Genomic DNA, 17223 nt, shown 5'->3' with positions numbered 1-17223 from the left:
TCTTTTATACACGGGCCCATTCCTGCAAAATATGGATGATTTGTAATCGAAGAGGCCACGACTGATCCCAGTTGTCTAGGATTTCGCGGTCTCTTGAACGATTCGGATGTCGAGAAGCATGCCAAGCTTCTCGTGGCAGTTTATATAAAGCTGTAACAATCTTCCGCTCAGTTCGGCTGAGTGGTTTGCGTTTTTGATATCCCCTTAACAAGGATTGCACAAATTCAGGATTGAATTGAGTTGTATTCATAAGAGCCTTTGCCAAATCAGCATAGACGGAGCCAATCTTAGCCCGATCCCAATCAATGATTTTGAGATGACCGTCGTCTGAAATAATGACATTCGGGGTGGTGATATCACTGTGTATCAAGGAGGGATGCCGGCGTTCCGTTCGAAGTAGTCTTATAATGGATGCGTCCTGCAAATCCTTCCATGCACGTCTGGATAAACGTATACAGTCCTTGCCATGAGTGTTGTACCAGTTGCGATACTCCTTATCCTTGCGGCTGATTTTTGTCATTTTTTTTTGGAAAAGACGGTCTTGCTTTTTCCATATCCGCAATTGTTGAATGGTCGAAGGGGAATTTCCTTTCTCCATCCGATGTAAGCCGGTGGATGTAGCGTGAAGTGTGGCAAGGGCTAACCCTAGTTTTTCGAAATCTTCAGCGGTTTCCAGTCCCCGTCCTTTGATCCATTGACTTACATAAAATGGCGTTCCTTGATGTAGTGTCCATAGCTTGCCGGAATGAGTAGGGAGCCATGTGGGCATGTAGTTATACTTTCTCTTTTTCAAAAGCCTTATATAGCTCGCAGCTCGTTCCATCTGTTGAATCGTATTGGAACGAGCCATCTTTGAACGACTAAAGGGCTTTAATGCATAAGTTCCCTTTTTCGTTTTTACTTGGATTACTGCATTTTTTCGGTACAGTGATGAGACTAAGCTTGATTTTAAGGGGATCAGGCCGAAACGACGGGTGATTTCGCGAATCTGTGCTTTTGTATAGGATTTCGCCATAAGAACCTCACTTGACTTTTAATTGAAGAAAAAGGTAATCCTCTGTTAGTTATCAGTCTATTCATGAGGAAATAATAGGTGCAGTTTTATGGAGCTATTCTCTTACTTTTCGTGTTCACATTCGTCAAAAAAACGGAGCAGCGAAAGTTCGCTGCTCCGTTTTAATTTGCTCTGTATTACGCAAGCCTGATTATGAATGATTGATCAGTTATCGTTGTCATCTTCTTCGTCTGTATCCACGATCGCTCCAGACGATGCATGGATTTCAAGCTCGACAGTTCCTTCGTTGGTGAGTACCTTGACCTCATAGATGAACTGTCCGTCTTCCTTATCTAATTTAGAAGACAGAAGGGTACTCCCAGGCACATGCTTAAGTGCAATTTGTCCAGCCTGCTTTTCAGTTAGAGTGACGTGGTTGGGCTTGTAAAAGGAAGACTCGTCATTCGAGTCATGATCAAGCTCAGAATGGGAACGGATAGTTTTCCCGGTATAAGCATCAACATCTATATCCCAATCTTTATCTCCTTGCTGAAGATCCACTTCATAGTATACCTTTCCGTTCTTGCGCTCCAGTTCGACATCCTCAACTTGCGCATCATTTCCCACAGCCTTCTTGGCAATATTGGCAGCAGCAGTCGCTCCAATTAATCCCGTAGGTTTAGCAGCCCATACGGCATTTGCCGAGACACCTGTAACCGTAACTCCAAGCAGAACCGTGGCTGCTATTATTCCTAATGTATAGTTTTTTTTCATTACCTAATTCCTCCTTGAACTGTATGCTTGAATACAGCTTAACCCTTAAATATGAGAGGAACATAATAGAATCATGAGAAAACAATGAGAAGCTATAAGCAAGATCATCAGGGCGTCATGATTCGTCGTGATCCTGTTTTTCTTTTTCCCAAGTGATAGAGTCGATTGAGCCTGATACTGCATTGATCTGCACCACTGCCTCACGCCCATCTTGTATCTCAACCTCAACAAGATAATAGAGGCCTTTGTCATTGCGGTGCAGTTCAATATCATCGGATGTTCCATTCACTGCTTTTGCAGCAAGCTTGGCTGCTTCATTCTCTGTAATGACAAGAGAAACCGGGTCAGGTTTATGGACTGGATTTGATTTGTCACTGGGTTGTGAGGAACCGGGGGGGGATCTTGGGGTTCCTGCTTTGCATCTGTATACATCTGTGTCCGCTTAATGGATTGAATGACACCATCATAGGCATTGACTTTTATTACATACTTCCCTTTGGTGCGTTCTAGCTTGATCACATAAAAATTATCCAAACGTTGGGATTCGAGCACCTCACCGGGATACTGATGCAATACAGATTGGACCACGGTTTTTTCTTCCAAGGGCGAAGCTGCTAACGATCGTGCCCAGGGCCACTGTAAAAGGCAAATGGTGATTAATATAGCCGCTACCATACCTCCAATCATCCAGGTATAGATCGTTTTCATTGGTTTTGCCTCCTTTGGCTTATTATTCTGGAACAGTAGGGAGGATGATCGTTGCAGTTGTTCCACTTCCCTCTATGCTTTCTAGCCCAATTTGTGCTTGAATAGCTTGAGCAATTCCTGTAGCTAATGATAAGCCTAGCCCGGCCCCACCTTCCTCGCGGCTTCTGGCTTCGTCCACACGATAAAAGCGGTCGAAAACTTTAGATAATTTTTCTTCAGGGATTCCAATTCCTTGATCTGTGATTCTTATGCAAGGTTGAGCTGTACCGTCCACAATATCAATCATCAGGTGTATCGGCTCGTCACTGTATTTGCGCGCATTATCCAAAAATATAAATAAAAGTTGTTTTAATTTATTTTCGTCCGTATAGGCGATGCAGTCTGTTTGTACATCCAGTTGAATTTGTCTGGCGAAAGCATTTTCAAATGTAGCTTTCAGTTCTGTCCCTACTTTGGTCAAGCGTACAGGTTCTAACACGACATTCCATTGTTCTTCGTTTCTGGCCAATAGAAGAAGCTGCTCTGCCATATCCTTCATTCGTAGCGCCTCAGAATGGATCGCTTCAACGGATTCGGCAAAAATACTGGGATTCTGCAATCCCCGTCGTTTAAGCAGACTGGCATAACTTTCAATAATGGTTAGAGGTGTTTTCAATTCATGGGACGCATTCGAAACGAATTGTTCTTGGCGAACGAAATTCCGCTCCAGCAATTCAATCATGTCATTAAACGTTTCTCCCATTTCGACTAGCTCGTCGCGTGATGACGAATTGAGCGGAAGACGTTTGAATTTCCCGCTACGTTGAATCTCTTTCATCGTGTTAATCATGGATGTGATTGGATGTGTAATCAGTCTGCCCAGCAGTCTTCCCGATAGGACGACAGGAATAAAAGCAATTCCTGTGACTGCAATAAGTACGATCCTGAGTACCTGAAGCGTCTGCATCGTCGGTTGCAGGCTCTCGGTCACCTGAAGATTGACAACCTCTCCATTCGACCAAATCATGGGGACCGATACGTAAATATAACGGTTGCTTTCATAGGTAATGATGCGAACCTGCCGTGTTTCATTAAAAACGCCCTTCACCAAGCTGAGAGACTGCTCTGATGAAGAGGTGATAGGGGCAAGAAAGTCGCCTTCCGGTCTCATTAGCCGAAGCATACCATCCAGCGGCACATAAGCTCGTAGAAGATTCTCAGTGGCTACGGATACTGGAGCGCGTTGAATGCCATGAATCATGTTTTCTGCTGCGGCTTCTACCTGGTTTTTTCGACTGTCTATCGAAAGTTGGCTGAATAGAAAATAGACTAAGAAATTAATGACTACAAGTAAAACCCCGAATAGTAACGAGGTGTACGTATGGATTTTGTTCTGCAGCTTCATAACGATTCCTTCAGAACATAGCCAATTCCGCGTACAGTATGAATCAGCTCAGGGAGTTGGCGCGAAGGGTCAATTTTATTCCGCACGTAGCGAATATACACATCGACCACATTGGTATCACCAATATAATCAATGCCCCATACATTCTCCAGTAATTGTTCACGACTAAGTACCTGCCGCTGATGTCGAAGTAAATGAACGAGCAAGTCAAACTCTCGCGGCGTAAGCTCAATGTTGTGCTCTCCACGAAGAACTTCACGAGTACCTTCATGGAGACGTAAGTCCCCGGCACTAAGCCATTGATCTGCCACTTGTGAAGCCATGTCTTTCGCTGCACCTACCCTGAGCGCGGCCCTTACACGTGCAAGCAGCTCTTCGATCACAAAAGGTTTGGTAACATAGTCATTGGCTCCCAAATCGAGTCCCTCTACCTTATCCGCAATGGAACTTTTAGCCGTTAGTAAAATGACAGGAACGTTCGCATCATGTTTACGAATCCTCCGCAGGAGTTCGATGCCATTAAGACCGGGAATCATAATATCCAGTAAAACCAGATCCCAACTACCTTTGCAATAGGTCTCCAGTCCGTCAATTCCGTTTTTTTCTTTACTTACTTGATAGCCTTCAAATTCAAGTTCGATCTCTAGAAGTCGGGCAATCTTCTCTTCGTCTTCTACGATCAAAATGGATTGGTTCATAATCATGCCCTCCTGTAGGCGAATAGCCGATACGGAAGTATTTTAGCATATACGGACAGGTAAGACACTTCAAAGCACGGGACTGGGAGAGAAAGAGCTTAGCATAATGCGTTATAATTATGGACAATCCGCTCGATCAGATGTAGCCCCTATCATAGAATGGGCATTAGCGACCGGGGAGTCAGTGGGTCACATGGCAGTGATTTACTCAAAACATTATTTTATTATTTGGAAAACAGGGGCAGTCTGATAGATACAGCAAATTATTTTTTTATACATCATAATTCGGTAAAATATAGACTGGAACGGATACGCGACATGACGGATTTTGATCTTAATGATTCCCGCGAGCAGTTTATATGCCATACATGTCTAATACATTATTATTTGCGGGAGCATAAGTAGTCGAACGTTTTTTGAGGTAGGGAGGGAAGGACATGGATAAAAGAATACTGATAGCGGACGATGAGGCGAGTATTCGGAATGCACTGGCCTATGCGTTAAAGCGGGAAGGTTTTTTGGTGGAAACTGCCGTGGATGGAGAGGATGCATTGGAAAAAGTGCGTTTGTTTCACCCGGATGTGCTCATACTGGATGTGATGATGCCCAAACTGGGCGGATATGAAGTGTGTCGCCGTTTGGAAAGCCGAAAGGGCATCGGTATTTTACTGCTAACCGCAAAAAACGATATCGTCGATAAGGTGCTCGGACTGGAGTTGGGGGCGGACGATTTTATGAGCAAGCCGTTTGACCTAAGAGAACTGCTCGCACGTATTAAGGCATTGGTACGGAGACTGGAACGAGAAGGAGCGCCTGCGCCGGAAGGAACGGAAATAATACTGGACCCGTTGCGAGTGCGTCCGTCCAGTCGAACGGCTGAACTCGGAGCAAAAGCATTGGATCTGACCCCCAAGGAGTTTGATGTGCTGGCGCTACTGGTGTCCCATGCTGGAAGGGTATATACGCGGGACGAGTTGCTGGAACAAGTATGGGGCATTGATTATGCAGGGGGAACGCGGACGGTGGATATTCATATTCAGCGCTTGCGCAAGAAGCTGGAGCCGCACCAGTCGATGCTGCAAACTGTGTATGGAATCGGCTATAAGGCGGAGAAAATGACGTGAACGAACATCATTCACTCCATCCAGAAGGAAGCTTGCAGTCCACTGACCAGCCAAAGCGCAAACGTAAGCGTACAGGCTTGAGCCTGCGCTGGAAATTTCCGCTGGTCCTGGCGGCTTTACTGCTGTTTACTGTCGGTGTGCTGAGCTGGCTCGTACTTTCCGGTATTCGTGCTAATCAGACAGACCAAATGGAACGCGGCTTAAAGCGTCAGGCGGAAATCGTGGAGATGCGCGTAAAACAGTCTTACCTGTTGGGAGTTCACCAATCGCCCGAAGACTTCATGAAAAAGCAAGCGCCGCAGCTTGCCGTGGAGCTCGGCGTATCCAGTAATATGCGCGTTATTTTATATGATGGTCGGGGAGATGAGGTCGGAAATTCTCTACCACTGGCTTATAGAACAGATGTCGGACAGGCGCTTTCTTATGCGCTCCAAGGGAAAATTGCGTATATTACGGAAGGTAGCTCAGTTACTTATTTGGCTCCGCTGCAAGGTCCGGACGGCTTGCTGGGAGTGGTACAGCTTCATAGCTCAACAGAAGCGCAGCAGCAGTTCTACCGGGCGATCGCCCGCTTGTTTTTATGGACAGGAGGGGCGGTGCTGGTCTTGAGCTTTGTTCTGGGCTTAGGCTATGTCAGCCGCCAGACGAGGGACATCGGACGACTGACTCGCGTTTCTGAGCAGATCTCGGCAGGGCACTATCCAGAAGCTCGATTGCTGCGACGTCAGGACGAGCTAGGAAGGTTGGATGAAGGGATGCTCCAGATGAGTCATGTGATCCGGGCTAGTATTACCGCGCTCGAGAATGAAAAGCTTCGGCTGGAAGAAGCAGTTCAGCGTTTGCGAGAGCTGGAGCAGCAGCAGAAGACTTTTATTGGAAATATCAGTCATGAACTGAAGACTCCGTTGACCTCTATTCAGGCTTACGCTGATTTGCTGGATATGTATGGGGATGATCCCGAATTGGTGCGTGAAGCCAGAGAAAGTATCGGTAAGGAAACAAAGCGGTTGTATGAGCTTGTCGAGGATTCACTGAGACTATCTGTGCTGGACAAATACGATTTTGAATTACATACGGAGGAAGTGGAGCTGCATTTGCTGCTCGAAGATGCAGGTAGCCGAATCCGGGGGAAAGCTGCGGCGCGTGGACTAAATTTTTCGATGGATACCATTCCAGCCAAGGTGTGTGGAGATCCTAAGCATCTAATGCATATTGTACTGAATTTGCTGGATAATGCAGTAAAATATAATCAGGACAAAGGCTGGATCACGTTATCCAATCGAGTGGAAAAGGACACTGTGATAGTGTATATATGCAATTCCGGTCCATGGATTCCTAGGGAAGAATGGGACATGATTTTTGAGCCGTTTGTTACCTTAAGCCGTGATCGTTCTCGCCAGGACAGTGGTACGGGACTTGGCCTGCCTCTGGCACGCAGACTGGCGGAGCGCATGGGTGGAGAGTTGCAGCTTACAGCTTCGGGCGGTACTGGGTTGGAAAATAGCAATGGTCATTCAGTTGCAAGTGGCAATGAATTTTCGCTCAGGCTCCCCCTGTTGGTTCACGATGGCTCTCAGTAGATAGCTTTAGAACTGAAAATGTTGTCTTATTTACAATTTGGAAACAATTCGATGTATTCACGAGATGTTCAGGCATTAAGCTGGGGGTAACGTTAACAAGGAGGCCGTTATACATGATGAAGAAAAACCTAGACAGCTACGGGCAAAAGAACGGCTTTCCTCGTCTCGAATATCCCTATGCACGCTTTTTCAGACACAAAGTCACAGGCTTGCTCATGACTGGTTTGATCGCTGGAGGATTGCTCAGCGGCTGCGGCATAAAAAGCGTAGGAGAGACAATTCCAACATCCGGTATGAAAACGGGGCAAAAGCTTACTGTGATTGACATGGATGCAGCTCGGCAGCAAGTATCGGACGAACTGGTGGTACAATCCATCGACAGGCTGGGAGATGTCTACGCGAGGTCATGGCTGAGTGATGAAGAATTGATTGTGGAGCGCCAGAATCAGTTATGGATTCATAATGTAAAGACCAACAAGGAGCGAGTTTTAACACTAGGTCGTAATGCTCTACAGTTACTTGCTGTGGTATCACCGGATCAACGGCATGTGTTTTTTACGGAGGGCAGTGCCAGCAGCAAGTATGATATCCAGGGCTATATTTTAGAGCTCAGCAGTGGTAAGGTTACATCGGTTGGTCAGCTGGATATGACTAACGAAGTTAGCTGGGGCGATGAGGATCATCTCATTACAGGTACACCAGACGGTAAGATACATCTGATTGGTCTGAACGGCAAAGCAGAAGAACTAAGCTTTCAAGATCCGAATCGCTCAGAATTAATTACTCATGTCGAAAAAGTGGGTAACGACATATTTTATACAGGCAATGATAAACAAGGGTATCCGGTACTGAATCGGTTCTCTCTCAATCATCCTCAAGCTGTGACCATTGCAGAGGGGGTCATGTCTTTTGCTGTGTCGCTTGATGGTAAATCTATTGCCATTGAAAAGCGGAAATGGAATACATCCGAACCAGCCCGTATGATCATTTTGGATGAACAAGGCAAAGAGAAAGGGATCGTGGGTCAAGGGACTTTAATGAGTCGTGGAAGCTGGTCCAGCGACGGGACCAAGCTTGCTTTTTCCATTTATGATGAGGATCAGCAAGGAATGAGAGGGCTGTATGTGTTTGACCAATCCACGGGTAAAACCACTCCCGTTACGACCGATATCCAATCCTATGACAGTCCAACAGTGTGGAGCCCTTCCGCCCGGTTTTTATCCATGTACCAGAACATTTCGGAAGGTGGAAAACAACTGAATCAGAGCTACATCGTCGAATTTAAGAAAAAGTAGTAAAAAAAGGCGCATTTCCTTCTTCGGAATGCACCTTTTTTAAATTAGGCTGGCTATTCGATTGTGGGTCACTGCACAAACTTGCGATGATGTTTCTTCCCATCATATGAAAATAAGGCGAGCTTCCCCTCAATCATCGTTTCCAAATGAACGGTACGCCCCCACAGTTGATATACATATGGAAGCGTGCGCTCCATATATTTTAAATCCAGCTCAATGCCTTCATACTGGTGCTTGAGCTTCAACTCGCCTGTATGCTGATAATCCCCGTCCTCAACAACGATATAAGGGGAGCCGCCATTTACACGTGAGAACACAAGCTGATCCCGTATGTTTTCCCAGGATTTATCGGTAATTTTCCAATCCGGTCCCCGTTTCTCAAACACGTACAAATCTAAATCCTCTGTTAGCTGCTTGGTCATGTAATTGCGTATAAAAGAGGTGTCCGAATCAAACTCTCGCACCTCGAACATTTTAGCTCGGCCCTCGCCCGGTTTGCGTCCTTGGCGCTCTTGCTCCTCGCGAGTCGGGTTATCCCATCGCTTTTCAATATCTTCAAATATCTTCAATCCCAAATAATACGGATTCAAGCTTTGCTTGGAAGGCTGCACAACGGAAGCGTTCAGCATGGCAAATTCAACAGTTTCATCCCCGGTCAAATCCAGTTCCCTGACAATCCGTTGATGCCAATAAGAGGCCCAGCCTTCATTCATGATTTTGGTCTCCATTTGGGGCCAGAAATACAGCATTTCGTCCCGCAGCATCGTCATGATGTCCCGCTGCCAATCCTCCAGTACCTCGGAGAATTCCTGAATAAACCAGACAATATCCTTTTCAGGTTCCGGTGGGAACTGGCGTACCTTGATCCCCTCGGTCTCGGCCGAATCATGCTGCTTTACTGTGTCCAGTGACCACAGATCATCGTAAGGTCCGATGGGACGCTGGTGTTTTTTAGGTTCTTTTTGCTCCTTGATTTTGAGTTCCATGTATCGTTGTTTATCTAGATGCCTTGGTTTGATGAGCTGTGGGTCTACATGCTCTTGTATCGCCAGTACAGAGTCAATGAAGGATTCCACGGCCTTTGAGCCGTATTCCATTTCATAGCTGCTGATCCGTTCTGCGGTGGCAGACATGCTCTCGACCATATTGCGGTTGGAGGCCGAGAAGCGGGCGTTGTGTTTGAAAAAATCGCAGTGCGCCAACACATGAGCGACAATCAGTTTATTTTGCACCAACGAATTTCCATCCAGCAGGAAAGCGTAGCAGGGATTGGAGTTGATGACCAGCTCATAGATTTTACTCAATCCAAAATCGTACTGCATCTTCATCTTGTGAAATGTTTTTCCGAAACTCCAGTGGCTGAAGCGCGTGGGCATACCATACGCCCCGAATGTGTATACAATATCCGCCGGACAAATCTCATACCTCATCGGATAGTAGTCGAGCCCGAATCCATCAGCAATCTCCATAATTTCTGATATCGCGTATTCCAGCTCTTTCTGGTCGGTACTCATCCCACCGTTCCCCCTTCCCGTTTGCGAAAAAAGGTGCGTAGGGCTTGGTATACCTCACCTTTTTCCTTGATGACATAGTACATAAACTGATCTGCCTTAATATTCTTGTAGGCTGACATCAGCGTACTGCTGCGATTATATTGGTTCACCTCTCCATAGCCGAACATATTGCTGCGCTTCATAAGCTCCTCAATTAGTTTCACACACCGTTCATTGTCTGAGCTTAGGTTATCGCCATCGGAGAAATGGAAGGGATAAATATTATAAGTGGAAGGAGGATAGCGCTTGTCGATAATCTCCAATGCTTTCAAATAAGCAGAAGAGCAGATTGTGCCACCACTTTCACCGCGAGTAAAAAATTCTTCCTCCGTAACCTCTTTGGCTTCGGTATGATGCGCAAGAAAGACAATTTCCACCTTTTCATATTGGCGACGCAAAAAGCGAGTCATCCAGAAAAAGAAGCTGCGGGCGCAATATTTTTCAAAAGATCCCATGCTGCCTGAGGTGTCCATCATAGCTATAATTACCGCATTGGATTGGGGAATGGTTTTCTCTTCCCATGTTTTGTAACGAAGATCGTCCGGACTAATATGATGGATGCCCGGATTCCCCTCACGAGCGTTGCGGCGCAGATTTTCGAGTATCGTTCGCTTCTTGTCAATGTTCGCTTGCATGCCTTTTTTACGTATATCATTGAATACGATAGATTCAACCTCAATTTGATCCTTATCTTTTTGCTGCAAATGCGGTAATTCCATTTCCTCGAACAGCATATCTTCGAGTTCTTCTATGCTGACTTCAGTTTCCATAATATCATGTCCTGGCTGGTCGCCTGCTTTCTCACCTTTACCTGGCTTCTGGGAAGCAGGATCACGTCCGATGACATCCCCCACCTGACTGTCGCCATCCCCTTGACCTACATGCTTTTGCTTTTGGTAGTTATAAATGAAGCGATATTCATCCAGACTGCGAATGGGCACTTTGATAATCTGTTGACCGTCCGACATTATAATATTTTCTTCCGTTATCAGATCGGGTAGATTTTGCTTAATGACATCTTTGACCTTCTGCTGATGGCGTTGCTGGTCCTGGTACCCTTTGCGATGCAGCGACCAATCTTCGCGGGATACGACGAATGAATATGGCTGGCGTGGTTCCGTCATTGTTAGGCACCCCCCAAGTGGATACACGGCACAGTTTGGCCTTGTTGGTTATTAAGTATATTCACGGGGATGTACGATATGTGATGGAACTCGATTTAAATTCTGCCCGTTTGCTTTTATAATGAAAGTAAAAAATGTAAAAAAAGAATGGAGAACCTTGGTTATGGAAGAAATTGCAGTGCTTATCGTAGACGATGAACAGGGACTGCGAGATATGCTGACAACAGTTTTAAAAAAAGAAGGGTTTCTACATGTTAAGCATGCAGCCACGGGTCAAGAAGCGTTGCAAATCGTGATGGAATCTCGTATTGATGTGATTGTGCTTGATGTTATGCTTCCTGATCGTGATGGATTTGAGGTGTGTCGTCAGATGCGTCTATACACGGAAGCTCCTATTCTTTTTTTGACGGCAAGAGATACAGATTTGGACAAATTAATGGGATTTGGTATTGGTGGGGACGATTATATTACCAAACCGTTTAATCCGTTAGAAGTCGTTGCACGTATGAAAGCTCGAATGAAATATCGAAAAGTGACAACAGCGGACATGAAGCCTGCCTTACGAACCTTAGATTTTGGATATTTTTGTCTGGAATTGGAATCAGGTGTGTTGTATGTGCAAGACCAAGAGGTCGATTGTCCTGCACGTGAATGGCTGCTGCTGGTATTTTTGTGCAAGCATCCTAACCGTATATTCAGTGTGCGTCAGCTATACGAAGCAATATGGAGCGAGACCTTCCTTGGTGATGAAAAGACAGTAGTCATTCATATCTCTCGTTTGCGAAAAAAAATAGAACCTGATCCCAAGCACCCGCAATTTTTAGTTAATGTAAGAGGGCTAGGTTATAAAATGCTATCAGTCAAGAGGGGGGAGCAAGAATGAACTCTCTCGTCAAGATGTCCTTTCGTTTTATAAAAGTAACATTATGTTTTGCTCTAGCCTATGTTCTTTGTTTTCTTATCTGTACTGTTATATATATTTTTATAAAAAGTACATTTGGTACATCTCATAATATGAATATTGATCTCTTCTGGATCGGACTTGGAATCGTGCAGAGCCTTGTGTTTATAGTTGTCTATGGATGGTATATAGGCAAACCCTTGGTGTATGTAATTAAATGGATTGGAAATATAGCAACAGGGGAATTCCAGGCACCGCTAAGTGAGCTAGAACTGCCAGATCGCAAAAAAAATCAGAGAAATAATTATAAGCCTCCGTATCAATTGTATAAAGAAGTTTTTGAACAAATGAACATCTTATCTGCTCAATTGCGCAGTAATGAGGAAGAGAGAATAGAAATAGAAAAGCGAAAAAAGCAGTGGGTAGCAGGCGTAAGCCATGATCTCAAAACACCATTATCCTATATTGAAGGATATGCAGCCATGCTGACTACTCAAGAGTATGATTGGTCCGATGAAGAAAAAAGAAGCTTTAGTATGGCTATCAGTGAGAAAGTAACGGAAATGAAGCAGTTAATTCAGGATTTGAATGCTTCTATGCAGCTCAAGGAGGGTGCCTTGCCGATCCAGCTGAAGAAGGAGGACATTGTGGAGTTTCTCCGCAATACAGTCATAGATATCGCTAACCATCCTTCGGCCGAGCAGTACAAATTTTCTTTTATGTCATTGGAGGCAGTATGTACCATGCCCTTCGATAGTAAATTATTAGGTAGAGTGCTGAAAAATTTTCTGATGAACGCAATCATTCATAATCCTTCAGGTACACATATTTCAATGTATGTAAATAAAGAGAGCGATAAGCTTCATATTTCGATCGAAGATGATGGAAAAGGAATGAATCCAACTGAATGTATACAGGTGTCTCATTCCAAAGAGCATGGCATATCTATTGCCAAAAGCTTTATTGAAGCTCATAACGGAACGCTTCATATTCTTCCGGGAAGTAAAAAGGGTACCAGGGTGGAAATTACTTTGCCGCTAAATATGTAACTCTTTAACATCTGTGCCTTCACATTTTGGAGTCCGCTCGTTTTTTTGCCTGTTGTTTAGGAACTGTTTACCTGATGTTAACTTTCCTTCTGTAAACTGTATGTAACTAAAACTTCAGCATTAAAAGTCGAGAGGAGATCAGGAAATGTCTGAATATGTAATACATACACAGCAGCTAACCAGGCGTTTTGGAAAACGAGAATTTGTCAAACAAATAAATCTCCAGGTACCTGAGAAGCAAATTTACGGATTTTTGGGACCAAACGGGGCGGGAAAAACGACCACGATTCGTATGCTACTCGGGCTGATTAAATCCACATCCGGGGAGATTGAGATTTTTGGGAAAAAGCTCAAGGATCATCGCATGGAAATATTAAAGGATGTAGGTTCTCTGGTTGAATCACCTGCCTATTATGCCCATTTGTCTGCATATCGAAATTTGGAAATCGTTACAACAATGCGTGGGCTGCCGACCCGAAAAATTCATAAAGTGCTGGATTTGGTGAGATTAAGCAAAGATGCGTATCGACCGGTAAAAGGATACTCCTTGGGGATGAGGCAAAGGCTAGGAATTGCCATGGCGTTGATTGCTGATCCCAAATTGTTGATTCTTGATGAACCGACGAATGGTTTGGACCCGTCTGGTATCCAGGAAATTCGGGAGTTAATTATGAGCCTGCCTGATGCTTACGGAATGACGGTATTGGTTTCGAGCCATCTACTAAGTGAAATCGAACAGATCGCAACCTATGTAGGGATTATTAATCAAGGAGAAATGATTTTCCAGGGAACGATGAAAGAACTTACAGACAAAAGCAAGCCTCAATTATTCATTGAAACCCAAAATCCTGTTCAGGCTGCTGGAGCCCTGATGCAGCATGGATGGATTGCCGGAGCTGAATCCATGGAGCAAAAAGAGGTCATAACTCCTATTGTGGATCGGCAACAATCATCGGAGATGATCAAAGTGTTGGTAGAGCACAATCACCCCGTCTATCGGGTAAGGGAGAAGAAAAAAACATTGGAGGAAATATTCCTGGAGCTGACGGGTAAGGAGCGAAGTTTATGATACTCCAAGTTATCAAGGCGGAAGGATATAAGCTGAAAAAAATATGCTGGTGGCTTCCTCTAATACAGGGCTGTGTCCTTACAGGGATGACTGTCATGGAATGGTATCTCTACTTTCGTCAGGGGCCGGGAGGAGTCTATGCTGGTTTTGCGGTTATGTTTATGTTCATCTCGTTCGTGATGCTGCTTGGCGGTACACTTCTAGCAAGTATTATGGCGGGTACAGAGCATGATACCCAAACATGGAAGCAGCTTATGGCCATGCCGGTTCCCAGAAGCTACATCTACTTATCCAAAATGTTTTGGATTGTGATTCTGCAGTTTGGTACTGCCTTGATTACGATAGCAGGGATGAGTCTCATCTGGGTGCTGTATACAAACGAGCCCATTCCTTGGCGAGTTATGCTGCTGCAGCCGATTAACGCCAGCTTGGCTACTCTGCCTGTACTTGCAATTCAACTTTGGTTGTCTACGCTTTTTACTAATCAGGCATTCCCGTTAGCATTTGGCATATTTGGTTCTATTGCCAGCTTGTTTTTGGCACGAACCAGTATTCTTTGGATTAAATTATTACCTTGGTCGTATCCGGCTCTATCAAGTCCTCTAATTAAGGGATACGTAATGTGGGTGATCATTGCTTTATGTGCAGGGGTCATCTTCACAGGACTCGGTACTCTACAGTTTAGAAAGCATGAATTCAAATAGGAGGAGGAGAAGTATGGGATCCATTTTACGCGTGGAAGCGATGAAGCTTCAATGGGTCATGGTATGGATTCTCATTATATTAGATGCGGTTATCAATTCTTTAATGGGAGTCCTGGAACTGAACGATTTGAAGCAGTTTTATGAGCCTAGCTGGTTAATGCTATACACCTATGCGGCGCAATTTCACTCGATGTTTTTTTATCCGCTTTATTGTGGAATTATCGCTTCTCTTTTGTGCGCATACGAACATCGAGACGGGGGATGGAAGATTTTATTGAGCAGTCCATATCCCCGTCAGCGAATCTATTATGCAAAATATATATTGCTCATTCTCATCCTGTTTCTTGATCAGCTTACATTCATAGTAGGATATTTTGTAGGTGGGTATATAGCAGGTGCTCCAGGAAAAATCCCTTGGTTGCTCGTCCTTTCTACCGGATGGGGAGGGTGGTTCGGGATTCTACCATTGGCAGCCCTCCAGCTTATGCTCTCGGTGAAAATTCGCAATTTTGGAGCTTCACTAGGAATGGCTATTTGCTGTGTGGTGCCTAATATTGTTATGACAGGCTTTCACTCTTCCATAGGCGCATGGTTTCCTTTTACGATTCCTTATTATATCATGTTGCCGCAAACAGCGAGCTATGCTCCTAGAGTTGAGCCTTATAGTCTTGGTTTGATTGTACTTTTTACGTTTTTAGCCTATCTATTTGCTGGAAGAAAGATGTTTGTGAATAGAGATTGGCTGTAGCTAGGATAGCATGAGCATGTAATCCCAGGGCATCTCTTTGTTCTCAGAAACACTTAATAAAGCAGAAGCAATCCCGGCGACGCCTTCAAGCAGGCCTGCTTTTGTCAGCCAGGCCAAAGAGCTGTCTGCCCTTGGCTCGGGGTCCAGATATCCAAGTGGGCTATCGGCTTGAAAGCGATCTATCAGCTGACTGGTTAAGTGTTGAATAAGCGGGATAAACGCTGGTTCCTTACTGTGACACCACATTCGCCAGGAGATCGTAAGTAACCCGGCAAGACCATGACACAATGCAGAGGAGTCCATTTCCTGCTTAGTAACCTCATAGGTAATGGCACCGATACAGGCCTTCACAGCCATTTTTTGCAGTTCTTCATCATGAAGAGCCTTCCCGGCAAGATATAAGGAACAGGCAACGCCGGGAGTACCGTAACACCAGGCTTCTCTTGCTCGTTTTAAATCTAACTGTAAAGAGCCTGTTTCAGCTTCAAAAGGAACAATATGAGGCCAGTAGTAGCCGTATGTATCCTCATTTTTATACTTAAGCAGCCATTCTGTAATCGTTTCAATCGCTTGATATTGGCCTTTTACTTCAATTCCAGAACTGTAAGCTACAGATAGTAAGGCCAATGGTCCGGGAATGCCGTGTGCCATTCCGCAATTGAAATTACCCATAGCGTAATTGCTTTTATCACGATCCAAAAATTGGAACTTTTGCGGAGAGTACCAGCCTGGAACATAGCGGTTGTGAATTTTTATAGGATATGTGAGATCGGTTAAAAATTGAAGAATAGGCTCGACAAGAGGAGTACAACTAGGATCGGTTGAATTCATCACAATATATCTCCCAATCCCGGAGGCTCCTGAAATCGTATCAAAGGATTGCATGGGCATCCCTTCGTGCAGAGCTAATTGTGCTGTATTCAATTGCAGCCATTGTTCTGTCAGAGGAATCATCCATTCATGTATTTGCTGTAAAAAATGGCTGTAGTATTCGCCATGATTGGAGGCTTCTCTCACAGAAGAAGCGATGCCGGTCCAGCCGCTGTAAAGTGAGACATCATTCAGACCTTTTTTAGCAAGTGAAGCTTGAATGTGCTTCATATTCAAGTAGATTGCCTGATTCCAATCATACGTGGAATCTGAAGCACGACATTGAGATAGTAAAAAAATATTACCCGGATAACCGTGTGAAAGCGAAGTATCTCCCCATGGGTGATATTTTGTTTCGGGTGAAATATTTTGCTCTGCGTGGACTGCTTTGTAGACCGATTCAGGGTTACTCAGGCGCAAGGCGATTGTTGTACTGAAGTCTTTTGCCTGTAATTGCTCGCATGCTTCCATAACAAAATGGTCCGTTTTCATACGAATGCCCCTTTCATTTTTTCCTTCATTATATTGTTGCTCAAAGCTGGCGAGTTGTCCTTAAAAATTCTAAAAAGTAACGAGGGATTATCTTAATTGCATTCACTAAATTTAAGATGGATGTAAGAGTTTTATAAAGTCTAGTTAAGATTATAT

At 44.6% G+C, this 17223-nt stretch carries 17 protein-coding genes and 1 pseudogene; 9 read left to right on the top strand and 9 right to left on the bottom strand.

Annotation, left to right across the window (positions count from 1 at the left end; all coding sequences use genetic code 11):
• Positions 1-4: 4 nt before the first annotated feature.
• From G7035_RS00200 to G7035_RS00180, 6 genes are all read right to left on the bottom strand, one after another.
• Positions 5-1015 carry an aminoglycoside phosphotransferase family protein gene (locus G7035_RS00200; RefSeq protein WP_019686778.1) on the bottom strand — a complete coding sequence of 337 codons (1011 nt, stop codon included), beginning with the start codon at positions 1013-1015 and terminating at the stop codon, positions 5-7.
• A gap of 204 nt (positions 1016-1219) precedes the next feature.
• On the bottom strand, positions 1220-1768 hold the full coding sequence (locus G7035_RS00195) for a PepSY domain-containing protein (protein ID WP_016820491.1): 549 nt from the start codon (positions 1766-1768) through the stop codon (positions 1220-1222).
• Between the two features lie 115 nt (positions 1769-1883).
• A complete protein-coding gene (locus G7035_RS27115) occupies positions 1884-2057 on the bottom strand; it encodes a PepSY domain-containing protein (RefSeq protein WP_017426666.1) in 174 nt (57 codons plus the stop codon).
• Positions 2054-2476: a PepSY domain-containing protein gene (locus G7035_RS00190; RefSeq protein WP_230877376.1), complete on the bottom strand. Its 423-nt coding sequence runs from the start codon at positions 2474-2476 to the stop codon at positions 2054-2056. Before G7035_RS00190 ends, G7035_RS27115 begins: the two co-directional genes overlap by 4 nt.
• A gap of 22 nt (positions 2477-2498) precedes the next feature.
• Complete coding sequence (locus tag G7035_RS00185) at positions 2499-3860, bottom strand: sensor histidine kinase (RefSeq protein WP_016820489.1); 1362 nt, start codon at positions 3858-3860, stop codon at positions 2499-2501.
• Positions 3857-4558 (bottom strand): response regulator transcription factor, encoded by a 702-nt coding sequence (locus G7035_RS00180; protein WP_016820488.1) that lies wholly within the window; start codon positions 4556-4558, stop codon positions 3857-3859. Before G7035_RS00180 ends, G7035_RS00185 begins: the two co-directional genes overlap by 4 nt.
• 189 nt (positions 4559-4747) lie before the next feature.
• Between G7035_RS00180 and G7035_RS00175 the strand changes: the two are divergent.
• The 4 genes and pseudogenes from G7035_RS00175 to G7035_RS00160 form a co-directional block, all read left to right on the top strand.
• Positions 4748-4963, top strand: a pseudogene (locus G7035_RS00175) (helix-turn-helix domain-containing protein); the annotation flags it as partial.
• Between the two features lie 32 nt (positions 4964-4995).
• The gene (locus tag G7035_RS00170; RefSeq protein ID WP_016820487.1) at positions 4996-5682 is read left to right on the top strand and encodes a response regulator transcription factor; all 687 of its coding nucleotides are present in this window, start codon (positions 4996-4998) and stop codon (positions 5680-5682) included.
• Positions 5679-7262 carry a sensor histidine kinase gene (locus G7035_RS00165; RefSeq protein ID WP_019686780.1) on the top strand — a complete coding sequence of 528 codons (1584 nt, stop codon included), beginning with the start codon at positions 5679-5681 and terminating at the stop codon, positions 7260-7262. The genes G7035_RS00170 and G7035_RS00165 overlap by 4 nt, the downstream gene beginning before the upstream one ends.
• A gap of 113 nt (positions 7263-7375) precedes the next feature.
• A complete protein-coding gene (locus tag G7035_RS00160) occupies positions 7376-8557 on the top strand; it encodes a hypothetical protein (RefSeq protein ID WP_019686781.1) in 1182 nt (393 codons plus the stop codon).
• Positions 8558-8625: 68 nt separating this feature from the next.
• On the opposite strand, the gene G7035_RS00155 is transcribed toward G7035_RS00160, so the two are convergent.
• Positions 8626-10071 carry a SpoVR family protein gene (locus G7035_RS00155; protein ID WP_019686782.1) on the bottom strand — a complete coding sequence of 482 codons (1446 nt, stop codon included), beginning with the start codon at positions 10069-10071 and terminating at the stop codon, positions 8626-8628.
• The gene (yhbH, locus tag G7035_RS00150; protein WP_016820483.1) at positions 10068-11234 is read right to left on the bottom strand and encodes a sporulation protein YhbH; all 1167 of its coding nucleotides are present in this window, start codon (positions 11232-11234) and stop codon (positions 10068-10070) included. The genes G7035_RS00155 and yhbH overlap by 4 nt, the downstream gene beginning before the upstream one ends.
• Positions 11235-11397: 163 nt before the next feature.
• Here yhbH and G7035_RS00145 point away from each other — a divergent pair, with 163 nt between their 5' ends.
• From G7035_RS00145 to G7035_RS00125, 5 genes are all read left to right on the top strand, one after another.
• The gene (locus G7035_RS00145) at positions 11398-12117 is read left to right on the top strand and encodes a response regulator transcription factor (protein WP_019686783.1); all 720 of its coding nucleotides are present in this window, start codon (positions 11398-11400) and stop codon (positions 12115-12117) included.
• 131 nt (positions 12118-12248) lie between these two features.
• Positions 12249-13184: a sensor histidine kinase gene (locus tag G7035_RS00140; protein WP_230877374.1), complete on the top strand. Its 936-nt coding sequence runs from the start codon at positions 12249-12251 to the stop codon at positions 13182-13184.
• 145 nt (positions 13185-13329) lie between these two features.
• Positions 13330-14253, top strand: coding sequence for an ABC transporter ATP-binding protein (locus G7035_RS00135; RefSeq protein ID WP_017426675.1), 924 nt, complete (start codon positions 13330-13332; stop codon positions 14251-14253).
• Positions 14250-14957: an ABC transporter permease gene (locus tag G7035_RS00130; RefSeq protein WP_016820479.1), complete on the top strand. Its 708-nt coding sequence runs from the start codon at positions 14250-14252 to the stop codon at positions 14955-14957. The genes G7035_RS00135 and G7035_RS00130 overlap by 4 nt, the downstream gene beginning before the upstream one ends.
• Before the next feature lie 13 nt (positions 14958-14970).
• A complete protein-coding gene (locus tag G7035_RS00125; protein WP_016820478.1) occupies positions 14971-15705 on the top strand; it encodes an ABC transporter permease in 735 nt (244 codons plus the stop codon).
• Here the strand turns inward: G7035_RS00125 and G7035_RS00120 are convergent, their stop codons facing one another.
• Positions 15706-17067, bottom strand: coding sequence for a lanthionine synthetase C family protein (locus G7035_RS00120; protein WP_019686785.1), 1362 nt, complete (start codon positions 17065-17067; stop codon positions 15706-15708).
• Positions 17068-17223 lie beyond the last annotated feature (156 nt).

Origin of the sequence: Paenibacillus polymyxa (genome assembly GCF_015710975.1) — a bacterium.
GTDB lineage: Bacteria > Bacillota > Bacilli > Paenibacillales > Paenibacillaceae > Paenibacillus > Paenibacillus polymyxa.
This window is presented reverse-complemented; position numbering and strand designations above follow the sequence as displayed.